18 protein-coding genes are annotated in these 18,933 nt (G+C 63.7%); 3 read left to right on the top strand and 15 right to left on the bottom strand.

Translation table 11 applies throughout. From position 1 onward, the window contains the following. Nucleotides 1–89 precede the first annotated feature (89 nt). Entirely contained in the window at nt 90–1,472 is a 1,383-nt protein-coding gene (locus tag ACK3BK_RS11020) for an aspartate aminotransferase family protein (RefSeq protein WP_186708597.1), read from the bottom strand. 372 nt (nt 1,473–1,844) lie between these two features. Between ACK3BK_RS11020 and ACK3BK_RS11015 the strand changes: the two genes are divergently transcribed. After that, nucleotides 1,845–3,212 carry an APC family permease gene (locus ACK3BK_RS11015; RefSeq protein ID WP_411384293.1) on the top strand — a complete coding sequence of 456 codons (1,368 nt, stop codon included), beginning with the start codon at nt 1,845–1,847 and terminating at the stop codon, nt 3,210–3,212. A 47-nt stretch (nt 3,213–3,259) separates the two neighbouring features. On the opposite strand, the gene ACK3BK_RS11010 is transcribed toward ACK3BK_RS11015, so the two are convergent. Beyond that, nucleotides 3,260–4,063 (bottom strand): helix-turn-helix domain-containing protein, encoded by an 804-nt coding sequence (locus ACK3BK_RS11010; protein ID WP_186719546.1) that lies wholly within the window; start codon nt 4,061–4,063, stop codon nt 3,260–3,262. Nucleotides 4,064–4,253: 190 nt separating this feature from the next. On the opposite strand from ACK3BK_RS11010, the gene ACK3BK_RS11005 reads away from it, so the two are divergent. Continuing rightward, a complete protein-coding gene (locus tag ACK3BK_RS11005; RefSeq protein ID WP_288376816.1) occupies nt 4,254–4,721 on the top strand; it encodes a GNAT family N-acetyltransferase in 468 nt (155 codons plus the stop codon). Here the strand turns inward: ACK3BK_RS11005 and ACK3BK_RS11000 are convergent. The 11 genes from ACK3BK_RS11000 to ACK3BK_RS10950 form a co-directional block, all read right to left on the bottom strand. Further along, the gene (locus ACK3BK_RS11000) at nt 4,710–4,991 is read right to left on the bottom strand and encodes a glutathione S-transferase C-terminal domain-containing protein (RefSeq protein ID WP_411384467.1); all 282 of its coding nucleotides are present in this window, start codon (nt 4,989–4,991) and stop codon (nt 4,710–4,712) included. The genes ACK3BK_RS11005 and ACK3BK_RS11000 overlap by 12 nt on opposite strands. 167 nt (nt 4,992–5,158) lie before the next feature. After that, on the bottom strand, nt 5,159–5,740 hold the full coding sequence (locus ACK3BK_RS10995) for a hypothetical protein (RefSeq protein ID WP_186665227.1): 582 nt from the start codon (nt 5,738–5,740) through the stop codon (nt 5,159–5,161). Next, nucleotides 5,740–6,438 carry a hypothetical protein gene (locus tag ACK3BK_RS10990; protein ID WP_186665229.1) on the bottom strand — a complete coding sequence of 233 codons (699 nt, stop codon included), beginning with the start codon at nt 6,436–6,438 and terminating at the stop codon, nt 5,740–5,742. The genes ACK3BK_RS10995 and ACK3BK_RS10990 overlap by 1 nt, the downstream gene beginning before the upstream one ends. A gap of 97 nt (nt 6,439–6,535) precedes the next feature. Next, a complete protein-coding gene (gene pstB, locus ACK3BK_RS10985; RefSeq protein ID WP_238343281.1) occupies nt 6,536–7,297 on the bottom strand; it encodes a phosphate ABC transporter ATP-binding protein PstB in 762 nt (253 codons plus the stop codon). A 74-nt stretch (nt 7,298–7,371) separates the two neighbouring features. Then, nucleotides 7,372–8,265: a phosphate ABC transporter permease PstA gene (gene pstA / locus ACK3BK_RS10980; protein ID WP_186665233.1), complete on the bottom strand. Its 894-nt coding sequence runs from the start codon at nt 8,263–8,265 to the stop codon at nt 7,372–7,374. After that, nucleotides 8,265–9,230: a phosphate ABC transporter permease subunit PstC gene (pstC, locus tag ACK3BK_RS10975; protein WP_186665235.1), complete on the bottom strand. Its 966-nt coding sequence runs from the start codon at nt 9,228–9,230 to the stop codon at nt 8,265–8,267. Before pstC ends, pstA begins: the two co-directional genes overlap by 1 nt. Nucleotides 9,231–9,301: 71 nt before the next feature. Then, nucleotides 9,302–10,330, bottom strand: a complete 1,029-nt coding sequence (pstS, locus tag ACK3BK_RS10970; protein WP_186665237.1) for a phosphate ABC transporter substrate-binding protein PstS — start codon at nt 10,328–10,330, stop codon at nt 9,302–9,304. A gap of 179 nt (nt 10,331–10,509) precedes the next feature. Beyond that, nucleotides 10,510–11,217, bottom strand: coding sequence for an anti-sigma factor domain-containing protein (locus ACK3BK_RS10965; protein ID WP_411384292.1), 708 nt, complete (start codon nt 11,215–11,217; stop codon nt 10,510–10,512). Then, nucleotides 11,214–11,753 (bottom strand): sigma-70 family RNA polymerase sigma factor, encoded by a 540-nt coding sequence (locus tag ACK3BK_RS10960; protein WP_186708588.1) that lies wholly within the window; start codon nt 11,751–11,753, stop codon nt 11,214–11,216. Before ACK3BK_RS10960 ends, ACK3BK_RS10965 begins: the two co-directional genes overlap by 4 nt. A gap of 100 nt (nt 11,754–11,853) precedes the next feature. Next, nucleotides 11,854–12,375, bottom strand: coding sequence for a DUF3455 domain-containing protein (locus ACK3BK_RS10955; protein WP_186708586.1), 522 nt, complete (start codon nt 12,373–12,375; stop codon nt 11,854–11,856). A gap of 119 nt (nt 12,376–12,494) precedes the next feature. Continuing rightward, entirely contained in the window at nt 12,495–14,348 is a 1,854-nt protein-coding gene (locus ACK3BK_RS10950; RefSeq protein ID WP_411384291.1) for an ABC transporter ATP-binding protein, read from the bottom strand. Between the two features lie 298 nt (nt 14,349–14,646). Here ACK3BK_RS10950 and mrdA point away from each other — a divergent pair, with 298 nt between their 5' ends. Continuing rightward, on the top strand, nt 14,647–16,542 hold the full coding sequence (mrdA, locus tag ACK3BK_RS10945; protein ID WP_411384290.1) for a penicillin-binding protein 2: 1,896 nt from the start codon (nt 14,647–14,649) through the stop codon (nt 16,540–16,542). Nucleotides 16,543–16,590: 48 nt separating this feature from the next. Here mrdA and ACK3BK_RS10940 read toward each other — a convergent pair whose 3' ends face one another. Both ACK3BK_RS10940 and ACK3BK_RS10935 read right to left on the bottom strand, forming a co-directional pair. Then, nucleotides 16,591–17,292, bottom strand: coding sequence for an NAD(P)H-dependent oxidoreductase (locus ACK3BK_RS10940; RefSeq protein WP_063544558.1), 702 nt, complete (start codon nt 17,290–17,292; stop codon nt 16,591–16,593). After that, entirely contained in the window at nt 17,289–18,932 is a 1,644-nt protein-coding gene (locus tag ACK3BK_RS10935; RefSeq protein WP_411384289.1) for an ABC transporter ATP-binding protein, read from the bottom strand. Before ACK3BK_RS10935 ends, ACK3BK_RS10940 begins: the two co-directional genes overlap by 4 nt. Nucleotide 18,933 lies beyond the last annotated feature (1 nt).

Here is an 18,933-nt window from a genome sequence, read left to right as displayed (position 1 = left end):
GTCAGCTTGGCGGCTTGCTGCTGCCAGTAGGTTGAATCGTGCACGTTGTGCTCCAGGAACCGTTGATTGGAGAAGGTAGCGCAGCCGCTTCAGAGCTTGCCCAGCGCCTGCGCGGTGCGATCGACCGCTTTGCGGGTCTTCTCCACCAGTTCGTCCAGCTCACTGTGGTTGGCCACCAGCGCGGGTGCCATGATCATCCGTCCCAAGGTCGAACGAATGATCACGCCCTCTTCGAAGCCGAAGGTCCGGCACTGCCAGGCCAGCTCGTTTTCGTTGGCGTAGCGCTTGCGGCTGGCCTTGTCCTCGGCGAACTGCAGGGCAGCCACCAGCCCGGCGCCCTGCACCTGGCCGATCAAGGGATGGTTGGCGAACACCTCGCGCAGGATGCGCTGCAGGTAGGGCCCGGTATCGTCTTTCACCTGACGCACGATGCCTTCGTCGCGCAGCGCCTTGAGGTTGGCAATCGCCACCGCAGCGGCCACCGGGTGCCCGGAATAGGTCAGGCCGTGAGCGAATACACCGCCGCGCTCCACCAGTGCTTCGGCGATACGCTTGCTCAGCACCAGCCCGCCCATCGGCACGTAGCCCGAGGTGAGGCCCTTGGCGATCGACAGGGTGTCGGGCTCGAAACCGAAGTACTCGTGGGCGAACCATTCACCGGTACGCCCGAACCCGCCAATCACCTCGTCGGCACACAGCAGCACGTCGTATTGGCGGCAGATGCGCTGGATTTCCGGCCAGTAGCTTTCCGGCGGGAAGATCATGCCGCCGGCGCCCTGGAATGGCTCGGCGATGAAACCGGCGACGTTCTCGGCACCGAGCTCGAGAATTTTTTCTTCCAGCTGCAAGGCGCAGCGCCGACCGAACTCCGCCGGACTCAGCTCGCCACCGGCGGCATACCAGTAGGGTTCATCGATGTGCGCCACATCCGGAATCAGCCCGCCCATCTCGTGCATGAACTTCATACCGCCCAGCGCCGTGGCCGCCAGGGTCGAGCCGTGGTAGCCGTTCCAGCGGCCGATCATGACCTTCTTGTTCGGCTGGCCAAGCACCTGCCAGTAACGGCGTACGGTACGGATCAGCACCTCGTTGGCCTCGGAGCCAGAGTTGGTGTAGATCGCGTGGCTGTAGTGCCCCGGCAGCAGGCTGAACAGCAGCTCGGACAACTCGATCACGGCCGGGTGGGTGGTGTGAAAGAACATGTTGTAGTAGGCGAGCTGGTCCATCTGCGCCGCAGCGGCGGCCGTCAGGTCCTTGCGCCCGTAGCCGAGCTGGGTGCACCACAGGCCCGACATGCCGTCCAGGTAGCGCTTGCCTTCGCTGTCCCACAGATGCAGCCGCTCACCGCCGACGATTACCCGCGGGCCTTCGGCGTTGAGCGCCTTCTGGTCGAGGAAGGCATGGATATGGTGTGCAGCATCGGCGGCCTGGTAGTCACGGGTCTGGCGTTGGGGTGCGAAAGGCGCGTTCATGGGCGGTTTTCCTTGTTGGTATGGAGACGCCCCTGAAGCTTGCAGCAGCCAGCAACCGTGCGAAATCACCCGTTGGGGTGAGGTCCCCAGCCTCGTAACCGGCTCACCCCAACGGGTGATTTCGGAGGCGAATCGGCTATGGGAGCATGCGCCAAGGCCCCGAAACGCGGCCCCCTTCGTGCCCAATCAATAAAGAGAACAACGCCATGAACGCACGCTTCAGTCCCTTGCGCCGAATCCGCTCCCGCCTACGCCTGCGCAGCGCTTGAGCGAGGGGCCACGCCCCCGCATCCAGCCCACCACCTCTCCTTCACCGGTAGCGAGCATGATCGCCTACCGCGGCGTCCTGCATCCCCACATCAGGAGTCAGCAATGCATACAACAACGACAACCGCAGCGCATTCCACGCCTCACTCACCGTCCAGCACGCGCTTTCGCACCTCCATGGGCATGACCGCGCTGATACTCTTCGGCCTCGCCTACATGGTGCCGTTGGCAGTCTTCTCCGCCTACGGGCTGGTAGCCCAGACCACCAAGGGCCACCTGCCGACCGCCTACCTGCTGACCCTCGGCGCCATGCTGTTCACCGCCTACAGCTATGGACGCATGGTCCAGGCACACCCCTACTCCGGCTCGGTCTACACCTATACCCGCAAAGCGTTCGGCGCCCACGCCGGGTTCATGGCCGGCTGGACACTGTTGCTCGACTACATTTTCCTTCCGCTGCTCAGCTACCTGCTCATCGGCATCTACATGTCGGAATACTTCCCGACTGTGCATGCCTGGGTATGGGTGCTCGGGTCGATCAGCGCAGTGACCTTCCTCAACCTGATCGGCATCGAGTCGGTGACCCGGGTCAACGGCATCCTGGTGGTCGCACAACTGGTATTCATCGTGGTGTTCGTGGCGTTGTCGATCAACAGCCTGTCCGCTCAGACACAACCGATCTCGCTGACCGCCCCCTTCTACCACGAGGGTTTCAGTGCCTCGGCCATCATGGCGGGCGCGGCGGTGCTGTGCCTGTCGTTCGTAGGCTTCGATGCCGTCTCGACCATGGCCGAGGAGACTGCCGACCCCACCCGGCGGATTCCGCGGGCGATCATGGCGGTGTCGTTGATCGGCGGCCTGTTGTTTCTCGTGGTGTCCTATTTCGCGCAATTGGTCCACCCGGACTGGAGCAGCTTCGCCAACCCTGACTCGGCACCGGTGGAGGTGATGAACAGCGCTGGTGGCCATCTCTTGGCCAGCGCCTTTACCGCCACCTACGTGGCAGGCTGCTTCGCGTCGGCCATGGCTTCTCAGGCCAGCGTGTCGCGGGTCCTGTTCGCCATGGGCCGCGACGGCGCCCTGCCCCGTGCCTTCGGTCAACTGGTGACGAAAAAGCGTGTGCCCGCCTTCGCGATCATCGTGGTCGGGATGGTGTCGTTGAGTGCGCTGTTCATCAGCCTGGATACCGTCGCCAACATGATCAGCTTCGGCGCCCTGTTTGCCTTCTCGGCAGTCAACCTGGCGGTGGTCAAGCACTACCTGGCCGACCAGAAGCTGCGCGGCACGGCAAACTGCCTGCGCTATGGCCTGATTCCGGGCCTGGGGTTCCTCAGCACCCTGTGGCTGTGGACCAGCCTGTCGAGCCTGTCGTTCACCATCGGCCTGTGCTGGATGGGCCTGGGCGTGGTGTTCCTGATCGGCCTGACGCGCGCGTTTCGGGTGAAACTGCCTGACTTGCAGATGGCAGACTGACAACACCGGCCTAAAACCGCCGACGATGATGCGTCGGCGTTTTCATATCAGCGCGGCTTGCCCATGTAGCTTTCCAGCGGGTCGCGCTCCAACACTCCATGGGCATTGGCCAGGGCATCGATGAACAGGGAGAACAGCTCGGACTGGGTGCCGATGTCGAGCTTGGCGTAGACGTGTTTGCGATGGGACTTGATGGTGTCCTCCGACACCTTCAGACGCTCGGCCAGGGAGCGGGTCGAGTGCCCGCGCAGGATGAGCTGGGCGATCCGGCACTCGCGCTCGGTCAGCAAGGACGATCCGAAATTGCTCAGGGCGGCATGCACGCGCTGCTCCCAGACCTTCTCCACGCGTCCGCCGCGGCCCTGATAGCCGTCGAAATGCTTGGCCAGCACTGCCAGCACCCAGGGGCTGATGGCCTTGAAGCGTGACTTCGCTGCGTCGTCGAGTTCATCGGTGAACGCCAACGACACTGCCAGGCTCAGGCCTTCATCCAGTTGCAGGATGTAGTTGATCTCGTCCTCGAGGTGGGAATGGCGGTAGAACGCCAGGTAATACTCACTGAGCTTGAAGTGATCGGGCGCCACGTCACCCAGCGCATAGCAGCCTGAGTGAACGCTTTCGATGCAGACTTCATAGAACGGGTCCAGCAGGTAGAAGCCCGACAGGTAGCGTCGAACGTTGCCTTCCGGCCGCCAGGGGCCAGGCCCATCGCATTCCGACCAGGCCGACGGCAGCCCCTCGCGGGGATACAGGTACACCGTGCTGGCCTTGACCGGGCCGACCAAGGCCAGCGCGTCGAACAGCGCCGTGGCGAAACCCTGGGCGCCGATGGCGGCGGTGACTTTCGCCATCGCCTCGAACCACTGGACTGATGAAAGCTGATCGATTTGCACGTCTGTGACCCCTGGAATTCCGCTGATCGGATGGTGCCATGGGCCTGTGCGCCAGGGAATCACCCGTTGGGGTGAGCAGGTAGGGAGGATTGTCGGACGCACTGCGCTATGCTGCCAGGCTCGCACGCATCGACAAGGACGTTCCCTCATGACCCCGACCCTGCGCCTGGCTCTGCCCGAGGATATCGAATTGCTGTTCGACATTCGGACCAGCGTGAAGCAGAACCACCTTTCGCGCGAGCAGATGCACGATCTGGGCATTACCGCGACCACCCTCACCGAAGCCATTCGCGAGGCGCCCTGCACCTGGATCGCCGAATACCGGCAGGAGGCGGTCGGCTTTGCCATGATCGATCTGGACGAAGGTGAGCTGTTCGCCCTGTTCGTGCGCCCGCAGCATGAAGGCAAGGGCATCGGTCGATTGCTGCTGGAGCAGGCCGAACGCGCGCTGTTCCAGCGTCATGAAGTGATTCACCTGACCACCGATGGCGATCAGGCGATCCGTGCGAACGGCTTCTACCAGCGTGCCGGTTGGGTTTCGCGCGCAGCGGTCGATGAACGCGATGTGCGCTATGAGAAACGCCGCACCGCCCCGCCTGCAGGCTCAGGTCAATGACTGGAAATCAGCCGCATCATGCCGTTCGCGCAAGAACTCGCCCGGGGCCGCGGATGTGCGGTTGACCACCCTGCCCCGCGCCACCGCAGGACGCGCGGCGATGGCGTGGTACCAACGCAGCAGATGGGTGTACTGCTCGATTTCGAGGAACTCGCCCGCACCGTACACGCCCAGCAGGCTGCCGGGATACCAGGGCCACACGGCCATGTCGGCAATGGTGTAGATATCCCCGGCCAGGAACTCGTGGCGTGCCAGATGGGTGTCCAGCACATGCAAGGGGCTGGTTCTGCTGGGATACGTCGGTCATGGGTCGTTCCAGGGAGTTCGTGGCGTCACGCCGAAAACTCTAACCAAGCGACACCTGCGCAAATACGCCGCGCAGCTGAATTGACTGTTTCGTAACGCGAAACGCTGGCCCCGCCCGGAGCCTGCTCGCTTCAAGCCTGGGCGGTTTGCTGCCAGGCCAGTCGTGCCTGGACCTCGACCGCTGCGTCCATGACTTTCTGTGTCCAGTTCCCATCCTTCGGACAGACGACGACCACACGGAAGCCATGGTCGTCACCTTCGATCCGCACGCCTTCGGAGTCATCGACATGCAGGTCGATATCGAACGCCGGCGGGAACTTCGAAGGTGCCTTGGCAAGGCCGTTCGCCGACAGGACCTGCTGGTGCCGGTCGCTGTTGACCACACCATCGACACGGATGCCGTAGAGCAGCAGCCAACGCCTGATGTACGACGGCGTGCGTCCGGACGATGTATAGATCCAGATGCTGTAGCCCTGGCGGCGCAGATCGCGGATCAGCGCGCGGGTGCCGATGCGCAGGGGCTCACCCAGCCAGCGATGAACGAACTCCGGCAGTTTGCTGTGTTCTGCCGGGCTGTGGTGCGGCAGGCAGGCGAGCGTGTCATCGATATCAAAGGAAATACGCACCCGCGGCTGCCTGAACGCCCGCGTGACGCCGTGCCAGGCCTGGCGACTGCCGACCTGCCATTGCTTGAGCTTCGGATACCTGCCCATCAACGGCCCTCCTGACAGATGCGTGCCGACGCGTCGCTCAGGAAAAACGTCTCGGGATCGGGCGCCTGCGCCTCCAGGAACGCCGCATACTTCTTCTTGATCTTGGGCAATTCGTACAAGGCCTTTACACCATGCTTGGCAGAGTTGCGTATGACCGAGGACGGGTTGAAATAGCCCTCGGCGTTGTCCAGCGTCAGCACGAACGGCGGCAGCCCTGCGCGCATCAGCAGATAACTGACGATGAGCGACCCCGTGCGATTGTTGCCTTCAATGAACAGCTGCGGCTTGCTCAGGATGCGAACATACACGCCTGCTGCGCGTTTCCACACCGAATCGCTGCCATACGAGCAATACCAGTTGTACAGATCCTTGATGCCGCCTTCGACGTTGTTGAAGAAGTGCTCTTCGGTGGCGATCAGGTGCTGGGCGAACTCCACTCGACGTTCAGGATCGCTGCCACACAGCACCGTGGCGTTGATCTCCAGCATCAGGTTCAGCTGCTGAAGGTCGAACAGGTCGATACCCCGCGCGACATAGTCGTCAATCAGGGCATAGCCTTCAAGCACATTTTGCAGCACCTCATCGGTGAACGGATCACGCGGTTCGGTAAAGTGCTTGCTGAGCTCGGTGAAACGCCGCTGCACATCCCGCAGTGCGCGTTCTACCGCTGACAGGTCAAGACGACGCGTCGCACGCATAAGTAATCTCTGGAAACACTAAAAAGTAAAAGCGGTCGGACTGTCGCAGCGGCCATCCTGGCCTGCGACATCCAACCGCTTCGGTCGAGTGACTACATCAGCTGAACTTGCCGCTGATGTAGTCACTGGTCAGCTGTTCGCGCGGGTTCTGGAAGATCTGGGTGGTCGGGCCCATCTCGACCAGGTAGCCCGTGCGCGTGCCCTGGGAAATATCGACCGAGAAGAATGCCGTGGTGTCGGCAACACGGATCGCCTGCTGCATGTTGTGGGTCACCAGGGCGATGGTGTAGTCCTTCTTCAGTTCCACCATCAGCTCTTCAACGCGCCGGGTTGCGATCGGGTCGAGTGCCGAGCAGGGTTCATCGAGCAGCAGGACTTCCGGCTCGGTGGCAATGGCACGCGCGATGCACAGGCGCTGCTGCTGGCCGCCGGACAGCGACAGGCCACTGACCTTGAGCTTGTCCTTCACCTCATCCCACAGGGCTGCACCTTGCAAGGCGTGCTTGACGCGGTCGCCGAGGTCGCCCTTGTAGCGGTTCAGGCGCAGGCCGAACGCGACGTTGTCGAAGATGCTCATCGAGAACGGGTTCGGTTGCTGGAACACCATGCCGATGTAACGGCGCACGACCACAGGGTCCACACCCTTGCCATAGACATCCTGGCCGAGGAAGTGCACGTGGCCTTCGAAGCGGAAGCCCTTCACCAGATCGTTCATGCGGTTGAGGCTACGCAGCACGGTACTCTTGCCGCAGCCGGACGGGCCGATGAAACCGGTGATCTTGTTCTTTTCGATCGGTACATGGCTGTCGCGGACCGCCATGAAGTTGCCGTAGAAAATCTTGTCCAGCTTGCAGTCCATGACCACTGGTGCCTGGTTGACCAACGGAGCGGCTCTTTGCGCAGTCGATACGTTCAAGTTAGATGCTCCCGTTCTCAATACTTAGGCTTGCCGAAAATACGGCTGAGAATATTCACGACCAGCACGATCATCACCAGTACCAGCGAGGCCGCCCAGGCGAGCTCCAGCTGGTTGTCGAAAGGCATGCCGGAGAAGTTGTAGATCAGTACCGCCAGCGAGGCCGTGGGGTTCATCACCGCCAGGCTGCCGTCGTGGTAGATCCAGTAGTTGCTGAACAACGCGGTGAACAGCAGCGGCGCGGTTTCGCCAGCGGCGCGGGCCACGGCGAGCATGACACCGGTGAGGATGGCCGGCATGCCGGTCGGCAAGACGATCTTCCAGATCACCTGGGCGCGGGTACAGCCCATGCCGTAGGCGGCGTCCTTCATGATCTTGGGCACCATCTTCATCGCCTCTTCGGCGGTCAGCACGACGATCGGCAGCATCAGAACCGCCAGCGCCACGCCACCGGCCGGTGCGGAGTATGTGCCGGTGGTCATGACCACCAGGGCATAGGCGAACACGCCAGCCAGGATCGACGGCAGGCCGGTCAGCATCTTGGCGGCAAAGCGCGATGCGTTGGCAAGCTTGCTGTCCGGACCGAGTTCGGCCAGGAAGATCGCCGCCAGGATGCCGACCGGCACCGCGATGGCAGCGGCAATGCCGACCATGACGAAGGTACCCGCCATCGCGTTGCCGAAACCACCGCCCATCTCGAAGCCGGTGGGTGGCAGCTCGGTGAACACCTCAAGGCTCAGGCGTGCACCGCCGCGAGTGATCAGCATGTAGAGCACGGAAATCAGCGGCACACTGGCCAGCAGGGCCACGCACCACACCATCGTGGTCAGGGTCAGGCTGCGCAGGGCGCGGCCTTCGAACCGGCGCTGCAGGCTGGGCAAGGCAGTTGCAGGGGTCGTGAGGTCGGTCATTATTTATTACCCCGCTGGGCGTAGAGCATGATCAGCGATCCAACGACGTTCACCAGCAGGGTGATGAACATCAGTACCAGCGCCGCGTACATCAGCACCTCGACCTCGTTCGGCCCGGCTTCAGGGAAGTTCAGGGCCAGCAAGGCCGCCAGCGTGTTGGCCGGGGCGAACAGGGAAAGCGTGATGGTGTTGGCGTTACCCACCAGCATGGCCAGCGCCATGGTCTCGCCCAGGGCACGGCCAAGGCCAAGCACCAGGGAGCCGAAGATGCCGGTGGCGGCGGACGGCACCATCACCTTGAGGATGGCTTCCCAGTGGGTGGTGCCCATGCCGTAGGCTGCCTGCTTGGTCTTCATCGGCACGCTGGTCAGCGCGTCCTGGGACACCGCGGCCACGGTGGGCAGAATCATGATGGCGAGCACCAGTGCCGCTGGCAGCAGCCCAGGCCCACTCAAGGAGGAACCGAAGAACGGAATCCAGCCCAGCTCGCTGTTCAACCATGCGGTCAGCGGACGGATCGCCGGGATCACCACATAAATGCCCCACAGGCCATAGACGACGCTGGGGATGGCGGCGAGCAGCTCGACGATGGTGCGAAACACCGCAGCGAGTTTTGCGGGCAGGAAATCCTGGGTGAGGAAAATCGCCATGCTGATACCGAAGAAACCGGCGATCAGCAATGCAATCAGGGCGCTGTAGAGCGTGCCCCAGATCGCCGGCAGAATGCCGTATTTGCCTTGGTTAACGTCCCACACGCTGCCGAAGAGCACATCGAATCCGTGCTTTTCCATACCCGGCAGCGCCTTGCGTCCTACTTCGTAGATCAGCGCAAAGACCAGCGCCAGCACCAGCACCACGCCGATACGTGCAAGTGCACGGAACGTACGGTCGACCAGGAAATCCCTGGTTGACGGCGGCTGGCATGCAGAGTCGGGGTTATCCGGAATGGCAAAAGGTGTGTTCATGGATTATTTCCGGGACAGGGGCAGAGGCACCCGGCATGCCTGCAAGGCAGGCCGGGCGCAACCTGGCAGTCTTACTGGATGTTCTGAGCCGCTTTGCGCACCTGGTCGACAACCGACTGCGGCAGCGGGATGTAGCCCATCGAGTCGGCGATCTTCTGACCTTCGGTCAGGCTGTACTCGATCATGTCGCGCATGGCCTTGGCCTTGGCGGGGTTGCCGTTGTCCTTGCGGAAGATCATCCAGGTGTAGGAGGTGATCGGGTAGGACTTGGCACCGTCCGGATCAGGCAGCCAGGCCACCAGGTTTTCCGGCATCTTCACTGCAGCCAGTGCTTCGGCACCGCTTTCGGCGTTCGGTACGACATACTGGCCGGCCTTGTTCTGCAGGGCAGCGAAGTCGACCTTGGCCAGCTTGGCGAAGCCGTACTCGATGTAGCCGATGGCGCCCGGGGTCTGGCGTACGGTGGCGGTTACGCCATCGTTCTTCGGCGACTTGATGAACTTGTCGGTCGCTGGCCAGTTGACGGTGTTGCCCTCGCCCAACGCTTCCTTGAAGGCCGGGTTGATGGCCGACAGGTGCTTGGTGAAGACGGCGGTGGTACCGCTGGAGTCTGCACGCACGACCACGGTGATCGGGGTAGCCGGCAGTTTCAGCTCAGGGTTGGCAGCAGCGATTTTCGGGTCGTTCCACTGGGTGATCTTGCCCAGGAAGATGTCGGAGTAGACGTCACGCGGCAGCTTCAGGCCCTTGGGGTTGCCCGGCAGGTTGTAGGCCAGGACGATCTCGCCCGCAGTCATCGGCAGCAACTGAACGCCCTCGCCGACCTTGGCAATTTCTTCGTCTTTCATGGCCGAGTCGCTGGCGGCGAAATCGACGGTCTTGTTCAGGAAGTCCTGGACACCGGCGCCACTGCCCTTGGACTGGTAATCGACAGTGACCCCTTCGGTCTTCTTGCTGAAATCCTTGAACCAGGTCAGGTAGATCGGTGCAGGGAAGCTGGCACCGGAACCGGTCAGGCGGACGTTTTCTGCGGCGAAGGCCGAAGTGGCGCTAAGCGAAACGGCAACGGCGAGTGCAGCAGACTTCATCAGGCGTATCATGGAAAAGCGCTCCGTGTGATGGCCGGAACACTTTGCAGCAGCTGTATTACAACTTTGTGACCATTGGGTGGCAAACCACCTGCTCAGCCCCCATGAATCGGGCCAACAAGGCAATTTGATGCCATTTCGTAGTAACTAAATGTGACTAGTACCGCCAAGCAGATGCCCGTCACTAAATTTCAAATGACCTTCACCGAACGCCCGATGAACTTCACCGGGCCGGTCGGTCGGCCCGTGGGCGATCCGCCAGCCTTTTCCAGCGTCAGCTCGAACAGCTGATTGGGCTCCAGAGGCGGCAGGTCGCGCAGCGGCACGCGATACTGTTCGCCAGGCTTGACCAGGCCTAGGGAGACTGGCGCCTGCCATTGCTCGCCCTTGGTCCAGAACTGCAGGGTCATCCCTTCTGGCACCTGATCCCGACCCAGCGGGATCAACGCGATGGTCCGCGCATCGCTGGCCTGCACCACCCAGCCGGGCACCTGGTCGGTCGGCGCTACCAGCACGACCAGGTAGTGGGTCGTCGCAGGCCGGGTGGTCAGCAGCGCCAGGCTCAGCAACACAGTGGCCGCCAGGCCGGCGGCGCTCACGCCTTGCCACAGGCCCAGGCGCTTCCACCATCGGCTTGTCGGATGCACCTGCCGCGCCTGCTCCGCGAGACTGCGGTCGATCCGTCGCCACAGGCGCGTGCTGGGTCGTTGCGGCTCAGCCAGCGTGGTCAACTCGAGCAGGCGCGCCTCCCAACGGTCGACAGCCGCCCGCAAGTCCGGCTCGCGGTCCAGTCGCGCAAGCACCTCAGCGCGCTGTTCGGCAGACAGCGTCCCCAACACATACTCCCCCGCCAGCACGTCGAGCAGTTGCGAAGGGTCATCGGTTGAACCCGGCGTCATGTCATGCACTCCCGCAGCGCCTCGAGGCTTCGCTTGATCCACGCCTTGACCGTACCCAGCGGCGCCCCCATCAGGCTGGCGATTTCCGCGTGGCTGCAGCCGTCCACATAGGCATGCAGGACACACCGCTGCGGTGCAGGCTGCAGTTGCTCAAGGCAGCGATAGATCTTCGCAGAGCCTGACCAGATGGCGCCCTCGTCGAATTCCCCAACCAAGGTCACGATGTCCGCGTCGTCCAACGCCGTCTCCTGTCGGCTGTCGCGCACGGCGTTCAAGGCCAGGTGGCGGTTGATGCTGTAGATCCAGCCCCGGGCCGAACCTCGCGTCGCATCGAAGCTGGTCGCCCGTGTCCAGATACGAATGAACGCGTCGTGGACGATATCCTCGGCCATGGCGTCATCGCGCACGATGCGCCGCACCACCCCGAGCAAACGCGAACCTTCATGGTCGTAGAGCGCCTGCAAGGCGCTGCGGTCACCCCGCGCGCAAGCGGCAAGGCAACCCTGGAAATCGAAAGGCGTAACGGATGAATTCACTCTCGGCACGGTCCTGTGTCGGCGCTGACACCCGGCCTTGCGGCCGGGGCTTGTAGAGCAGCGTAGATGATCCATTGCCAAGCGTCAGTTCAACCACGCGTCATTTGGCAGACCAGAAGATGTAGTCGGCCTGGTACTTGACGATCTGCTGCGCCCCCTTGTTCTGCGCTGTACAGGCCATTGCCGGGGCCACCCCGCCCTGGGTGGCGAGGCGCTGGATGTAGCTGACCCCGTGCATTGCCCCCTTACCCTCGGCCGGATTCGCCTTGACCAGTTGATACGGCAGATCGCCTTTGCCTGCAGGGGCTACGGCAAGCTGGGTGCCGGTGACTTTCGAGCCGTCCTTGGCCTGCCAGGTGGCGGGCGGGCCAAAGTAGTCGCCGACAGCCTTGCCACTGCGGTCGCTGAGGGTCGCCTTGGGACCGACGAAGAACCACTCGGTCTCGCCCGGCGCATTGGCCTTGTCCCGGCACTCGTAGGTGATTTCACCGACGCCGACGGTTTCGAGCATGACCGTGTGGCCTGCGGGCACCTTGACGGCATCGGGCACCGCAGCATGGGCAGCCTGTTGCGCGAGCATGAAGCTCGATACGAGCAGGATCGAGGCAAACGGGATTTTCATGGGATGGACTCCTGATGGGTACGCGGTTGGGCAGTCGATGACTGCTACCTTCCTGTACCCGCCAGCAGCCGTTGTGGATGCAGACTAGGCAATCCTGGCGACGAACGGTCGCAGGACAACTATTCGGTGGACTCCACCACGCCCTGATCCTCTCCCAGGAACCCACCGCTCTGATGCTGCCACAACCGCGCATAGGTGCCGTTTCTGGCCAGTAGTTCAGCGTGGGTGCCCTGTTCGATGATGCGCCCTTCATCCATCACGATGAGCCTGTCCATCGCCGCGATGGTGGACAACCGGTGAGCGATGGCGATCACCGTCTTGCCCTGCATCATGTCATCGAGGCTTTCCTGGATGGCAACCTCGACCTCCGAGTCCAGCGCACTGGTGGCTTCGTCGAGCAACAGGATCGGGGCATTCTTGAGCATCACCCGGGCGATCGCGATGCGTTGGCGCTGGCCACCGGACAGCTTGATGCCACGCTCGCCGACCAAGGTGTCGTAGCCGGTGTTCCCTTGGCGGTCGCTCAACTGGCTGATGAAGCCATCGGCCTGGGCACTGGCGGCAGCACGACGGATCTGCGCCTCGCTCGCCTCTGGGCGGCCGTAGGCGATGTTGTCGCGAATCGAACGGTGCAGCAGCGAGGTGTCCTGGGTGACCATGCCAATGGCGCTGCGCAGGCTATCCTGGGTGACCTGGGCGATGTTCTGCCCATCGATGCGGATCTCGCCACTGTCCACGTCATAGAAACGCAGCAGCAAGTTGATCAGCGTCGACTTGCCCGCACCGGAGCGGCCGACCAGGCCGATCTTCTCGCCGGGGCGAATCTCAAGGCTCAGGCCATCGAGCACCTGGCGCTCGCCGTTATAGTTGAAACGCACATTATCGAAGCTCACCGCCCCGCCGTGGGTCACCAGCTCCCCCGCGTTCGGCACATCCTGGACCTTGGGGCCGGTGGTCAGGGTCACCATCCCGTCCTGCACGGTGCCGATGTTCTCGAACAGCGAAGTCATCTGCCACATGATCCAGTGCGACATGCCATTGACGCGCAATGCCATGGCGGTGATCGCCGCCACCGCGCCAGCGCCCACTTCGCCCTGGTGCCACAGCCACAGGGCGTAACCGCCCGCGCCCATGATCAGGCCGACCACCAGCGCCTGGTTGGCGATCTCGAACTGGCTGACCAGGCGCATCTGGCGAAAGCCGGTCTGCTTGAAATCCTCCATCGCCGCACGGGCGAAGTGCGCCTCACGCCGGGAGTGGGAAAACAGTTTCACCGTGGTGATGTTGGTGTAGGCATCCGAAACCCGCCCAGTCATCGACGAGCGGGCATGGGCCTGTTCCTGGCCGACCTGCCCCAGGCGCGGGACGAAATACACCATGGTCAGGCCGAACAGCGCCACCCAGGCAATGAACGGCAGCATGAGCTTGAGCGCGAAGCCGCCAGCCAGGGCAATGATCGCCACGAAGTACACGCCGATACCCGGCAGGATCTCGATCAGGGTGAACAGCACCTCACGCACCGCCAGCGCCGTCTGCATCACCTTGGTAGTGACCCGGCCTGAGAACTCGTCGGAGAAGAACGACAAGCTCTGGCGCAGCATCAGGCGATGGAAATCCCAACGCAGACGCAGTGGCAGGTTGATCGCCAGCACCTGATGCTGCACCAGCGTGCGCCCCGCCACCAGGCCGATACTGACCAGCAGCACGGCACCCGCGCCCCACAGCACCCTCGCCTCCTCTGCGGTCACCGCGTCGCCCACTTTCCAGGTCGCGAGCAGGTCCACTACCTGCCCGAGAAAGGCGAACAGCCAGGCCTCGTAGATCGACACTGCAGCGCTGAGCAGCGCCAGCGCCACGATATAGCCGCGGGCACCGCGCGTGCAGGCCCACATGAACCGCGCCAGGCCCATGGGCGGTGGTGGGGCTTCGTCGGGTGGGAAAGAGTCAAGCCAACGCTCTAATATGCGCAGCATGGAAGTCTCCGGATAAGGCAAACAAGGGATTGTGCCAGTTCATGACGATAGGTGGCGGAAATTGACATCGACAGTGGTGCGCAGCCGGCGACCGGGCGCCAGCGGTCAGATGAAGGAATTTTCATCTTCCACGCCAGCGCGCTGTTACCGGGGTGGGCGGCACGTCACGCTATTGGCTGGCTGTGACCGACCTTGAGCCGACCGCCGAGCTTGCGTAGCATCCCTGGCCCTTGGGGCCGCAGACGGCCCACGGCGGGCCAGCCCTCGCCTTCACTCGTCATCACGTCACCGAGCCCCCATGCCACAGCCGATTCCCCTCAAGGACCACGAAAAGGAAAAGCACCTGGTCAACCGCCGGCTGCTGGTCTGCGCCGCGCTGACCCTGGGCCTGGTTGCGGTGCTGATCGGCAGGCTGTATGTCTTGCAGGTGCTGCAGCACGACCAGCAATCGGCGGTTTCGGAAAACAACCGCGTGCACGTGCTGCCCATCGCCCCCGAGCGCGGGTTGATCTACGACCGTAACGGCGTGGTGCTGGCCGACAACAAGCCCAGCTTCAACCTCACCATGACCCGCGAGCGCACCAACGGCCAGACCTCCGCCGTGCTCGACGCCCTGGCCAAGGTCCTGAACCTCTCCGACGACGACCGCGCCCAGTTCGACAAAGACCTGCGCCGCGGCCGCAAGCCCTTCGAACCGGTCACCCTGATGTTCGGCCTGAGCGAAGAGCAGATCGCGCTGATCGCGGTCAATCAGTTCCGTCTGCCCGGCCTGGACGTCGAGCCGCAGTTCATCCGCGAATACCCGCTGGCCGAGCATTTCGCCCATTCGGTCGGCTACGTCGGGCGGATCAACGAAAAGGAAGCCAAGACCCTCGACAGCACCGAGTACCGCGGCACCCAGTCGATCGGCAAGACCGGCGTCGAGCGCTTCTACGAGAACGAGCTGCACGGCCATGTGGGCTACGAGGAAGTCGAGACCAATGCCCAGGGGCGGGTCATGCGCGTGCTGCGCCATCACGATCCGGTGCCGGGCAAGGATATCGTCCTGAGCCTGGACGCCAAACTGCAGCAGGCCGCCGAAAAGGCCCTGGGCGATCGCCGTGGTGCGGTGGTGGCGCTGGACCCGGCCACGGGCGACGTGCTTGCGATGGTCAGCAACCCCAGCTTCGACCCCAACCTGTTCGTCAAGGGCATCAGCTTCAAGCAATACGCCGCGCTGCGCGACTCGATCGACCGTCCGCTGTTCAACCGCGTGCTGCGCGGGTTGTACGCGCCCGGTTCGACGGTCAAGCCGGAAGTAGCCATCGCCGGCCTGGACAGCGGCGTGATCAACCCGGGTAGCCGCGTGTTCGACCCCGGTTACTACGAGCTGCCCAACTACGACCACAAGTACCGCAACTGGAACCGCAGCGGCGATGGCTGGGTGGACATGTACACCGCCATCATGCGTTCCAACGACACCTACTTCTATGACCTGGCGCACAAGCTGGGCATCGATCGCCTGCACGACTACATGGCCGAATTCGGCCTGGGCCAGAAGGTCTCGCTGGACATGTTCGAGGAAGCGCCCGGCCTGATGCCGTCCGCACAATGGAAACGCGCCACGCGCCGCCAGGCCTGGTTCCCCGGCGAAACCCTGATCCTTGGCATCGGCCAGGGCTACATGCAGGTCACCCCGCTGCAACTGGCGCAGGCCACCAGCCTGCTGGCCAGCAAGGGGGTGTGGCACCGTCCGCACCTGGCCATGACCGTGGGTGGCGAGCACCCGGTCGACCCGAACCCGATGCCCGACATCGTGCTGCATGACAAACGCGCCTGGGACCAGGTCAGCCAGGGCATGCAGATGGTCATGCATGATCCGCGCGGCATCGCCCGTGCGGCCGCCGCTGGCGCGCAGTACCGGATTGCCGGCAAGAGCGGCACCGCGCAGGTCGTGGCGATCCGCCAGGGCGAGCGCTACAACCGCGACAAGACCCTGGAGCGGCACCGCGACAACGCCCTGTTCGTGGGCTTCGCCCCCGCCGAGCATCCCTCCATCGTGGTGGCGGTGATGATCGAGAACGGCGAGGCTGGCGGCCGGGTGGCCGGGCCCGTGGTGCGCGAGATCATGGATGCCTGGTTGCTGGATGAACAGGGGCACCTGAAGGAGCAGTACGCCGGGAGCGCGGGCAAGAGCGCGGTGCCGCACGGCTGAGCCCAGGCCGCCCGCCCTATGCGCAGGCGGGCAGCGCCATTTGCCCCATCATCGCAACGGATACAGCGCCTCGTCGAACTGCTCCAGACGCGGGAACACCAGTGGCTGGTCATCCGAAAGCTGTTCCAACCGCTGGCGATACTGCACCAGGAACTCACCCCGCGCCTCGTCGCTGATGTAGGGCACGTGCCAGGCCACGAACGGCGCCAGCACCTCGAAACCGACATAGGCCAGGGTGCCGCGCAGGATCGGCCGCAGCATGTCCTCCAGCGGCCCGTGGATCGCCCCTTCGCCGAACATGTGCTCACGCCCGCCCAGGGTCACGGTCACCAGCGCCTTCTTGCCCGCCAGGCCACCCTGGTCGTAGAAGCGCTTGCCGCCGTAGCACACCCCCGATACCAGCACCCGGTCGATCCAGCCCTTGAGCATGGCCGGGGCGGAGAACCAGAAGATCGGGAAGTTCAGCACCAGCAGATCGGCCCACAGCAGCTTGTCCAGCTCCTGCTGGATATCCGCGGCGATGGAGCCGCTCTTGACGCCCAGGCGCTGTTCCAGCGCATAGACCAGATATTCAGGGTTCTCACGGGTGCTGAAATCCTCGGCGCTGGCCACCGGGTTCCAGCCCATGGCGTACAGGTCGCTGACCTGCACCTGGTGTCCCTGGGCCTTGAAAGTCTCCACCGCCTGGTCGCGCAGCGCGGCGGTGAACGAATGCGGTTCGGGGTGGGCGTGGACGATCAGTACGTTCATGGAAGCTGTCCTTCGGCAATTGGCTGGTTAGTAGCAGCGGCGCGACCGGCCAACAGGCGGTCGAGCCAGTCCGGGTCCATCTGCGGTTCGCAAGAGAACAGCAGCCCGGTGTAATCCTGATAAGGCGGGGTAAAGATCGACTCGCGCCGGCCGTGGTCCACCACCCTGCCGCGCCGCATCACCATCACCTCGTCGGCGATGGCGCGCACCGTGGCCACATCGTGGGTGATGAACAGGTAGGCCACGCCCAACTGGCGCTGGATGCGGTCGAGCAGCTTGAGCACACCTTCGGCCACCAACTGGTCGAGGGCCGAGGTCACCTCATCGCAGATGATCAGCTGCGGCTCGGCGGCCAGAGCGCGGGCGATGCACACCCGCTGCTTCTGCCCGCCGGACAGTTCGCGTGGCTGACGCTCCATGAACCTGGCAGGGTCCAGCTCGATCATCTCCAGCAGCTCGGCGACCCGCTCGCGCAGCGCCCTGCCCTTGAGCCCCAGGTAGAACGCCAGTGGGCGACCGATGATGTCGACGATGCGCTGGCGTGGATTGAGCGCGGTGTCGGGGATCTGGTAGATCATCTGGATGCGCCGCAACTGTTCCTTGCTGCGCCGGCGGTAGTCGGTCGGCAAGGCTTCACCGTCGTACAGCACCTGGCCGCTGCTCGGTTGCAGGAGCCCGGTAATCAGCCGCGCAGTGGTGCTCTTGCCGCTGCCGGACTCGCCGATCACCGCCAGCGTCTGGCCGCGTTGCAGCTTGAGCGAGACATCATGCAGCACCGGCTGGGCACCGTAGCTGGCCGAGGCGTTGCGCACCTCGAGCAGTGGCCGGGCCTGCGCCTGGCGGGGCTTGGGTTCGGTATGGAAGCTGCGTACCGCCCACAGCGAGCGGGTATAGTCCTGACTCGGGGCACCGAGCACGGTGCGGGTGGCGGCTTCTTCGACCAGGCTGCCGTGGCGCAGCACCATGATGCGGTCGGCGATCTGCGCCACCAGGGCCAGGTCGTGGCTGATGTACAACGCTGCGCTGCCGAAGCGCTTGACCGCCTCGCGAATGGCGGCGATCACTTCGATCTGGGTGGTCACGTCGAGCGCGGTGGTCGGCTCGTCGAACACGATCAGGTCCGGGTGGCAGGCCATGGCCATGGCGGTCATCACGCGCTGCAGTTGGCCGCCAGAGACCTGGTGCGGGTAACGCCGGCCGATATTTTCCGGATCCGGCAGGCGCAGCACACGGTACAGCTCGACCGCCTCGGCCTCGGCGGTGGCGCGGTCGATACCGCCATTGACCACGGCGGTTTCCACATGCTGGTCGATCAAGCGATGCGCCGGGTTGAACGACGCTGCGGCGCTCTGCGCCACATAGGCGACCCGCAAGCCGCGCAGCTTGCGCAACACCTCAGGTGCCGCCCCGACCAGTTCCTGGCCGTCGAAGCACACCGAGCCACGGGCGATGCGGCAACCGTCGCGCACGTAACCCATCGCGGCCAGGCCAAGGGTCGACTTGCCGGCCCCCGACTCGCCGATCAAACCCAGCACCTCGCCACGCTGCAGGGTCAGGTCGATGCCCTTGACCAACGGATGCCAGGCGTCGTCGGAGTGACCTTCGATGTGCAGGTCGCGGATTTCCAGTAGCGGTTTCATG

This window comes from Pseudomonas sp. L7, from assembly GCF_046605565.1.
In the GTDB taxonomy this organism is placed as follows: domain Bacteria; phylum Pseudomonadota; class Gammaproteobacteria; order Pseudomonadales; family Pseudomonadaceae; genus Aquipseudomonas; species Aquipseudomonas wayambapalatensis.
The sequence above is the reverse complement of the archived record's forward strand: the minus strand, read 5'-3'. Positions and strand labels throughout refer to the sequence as shown.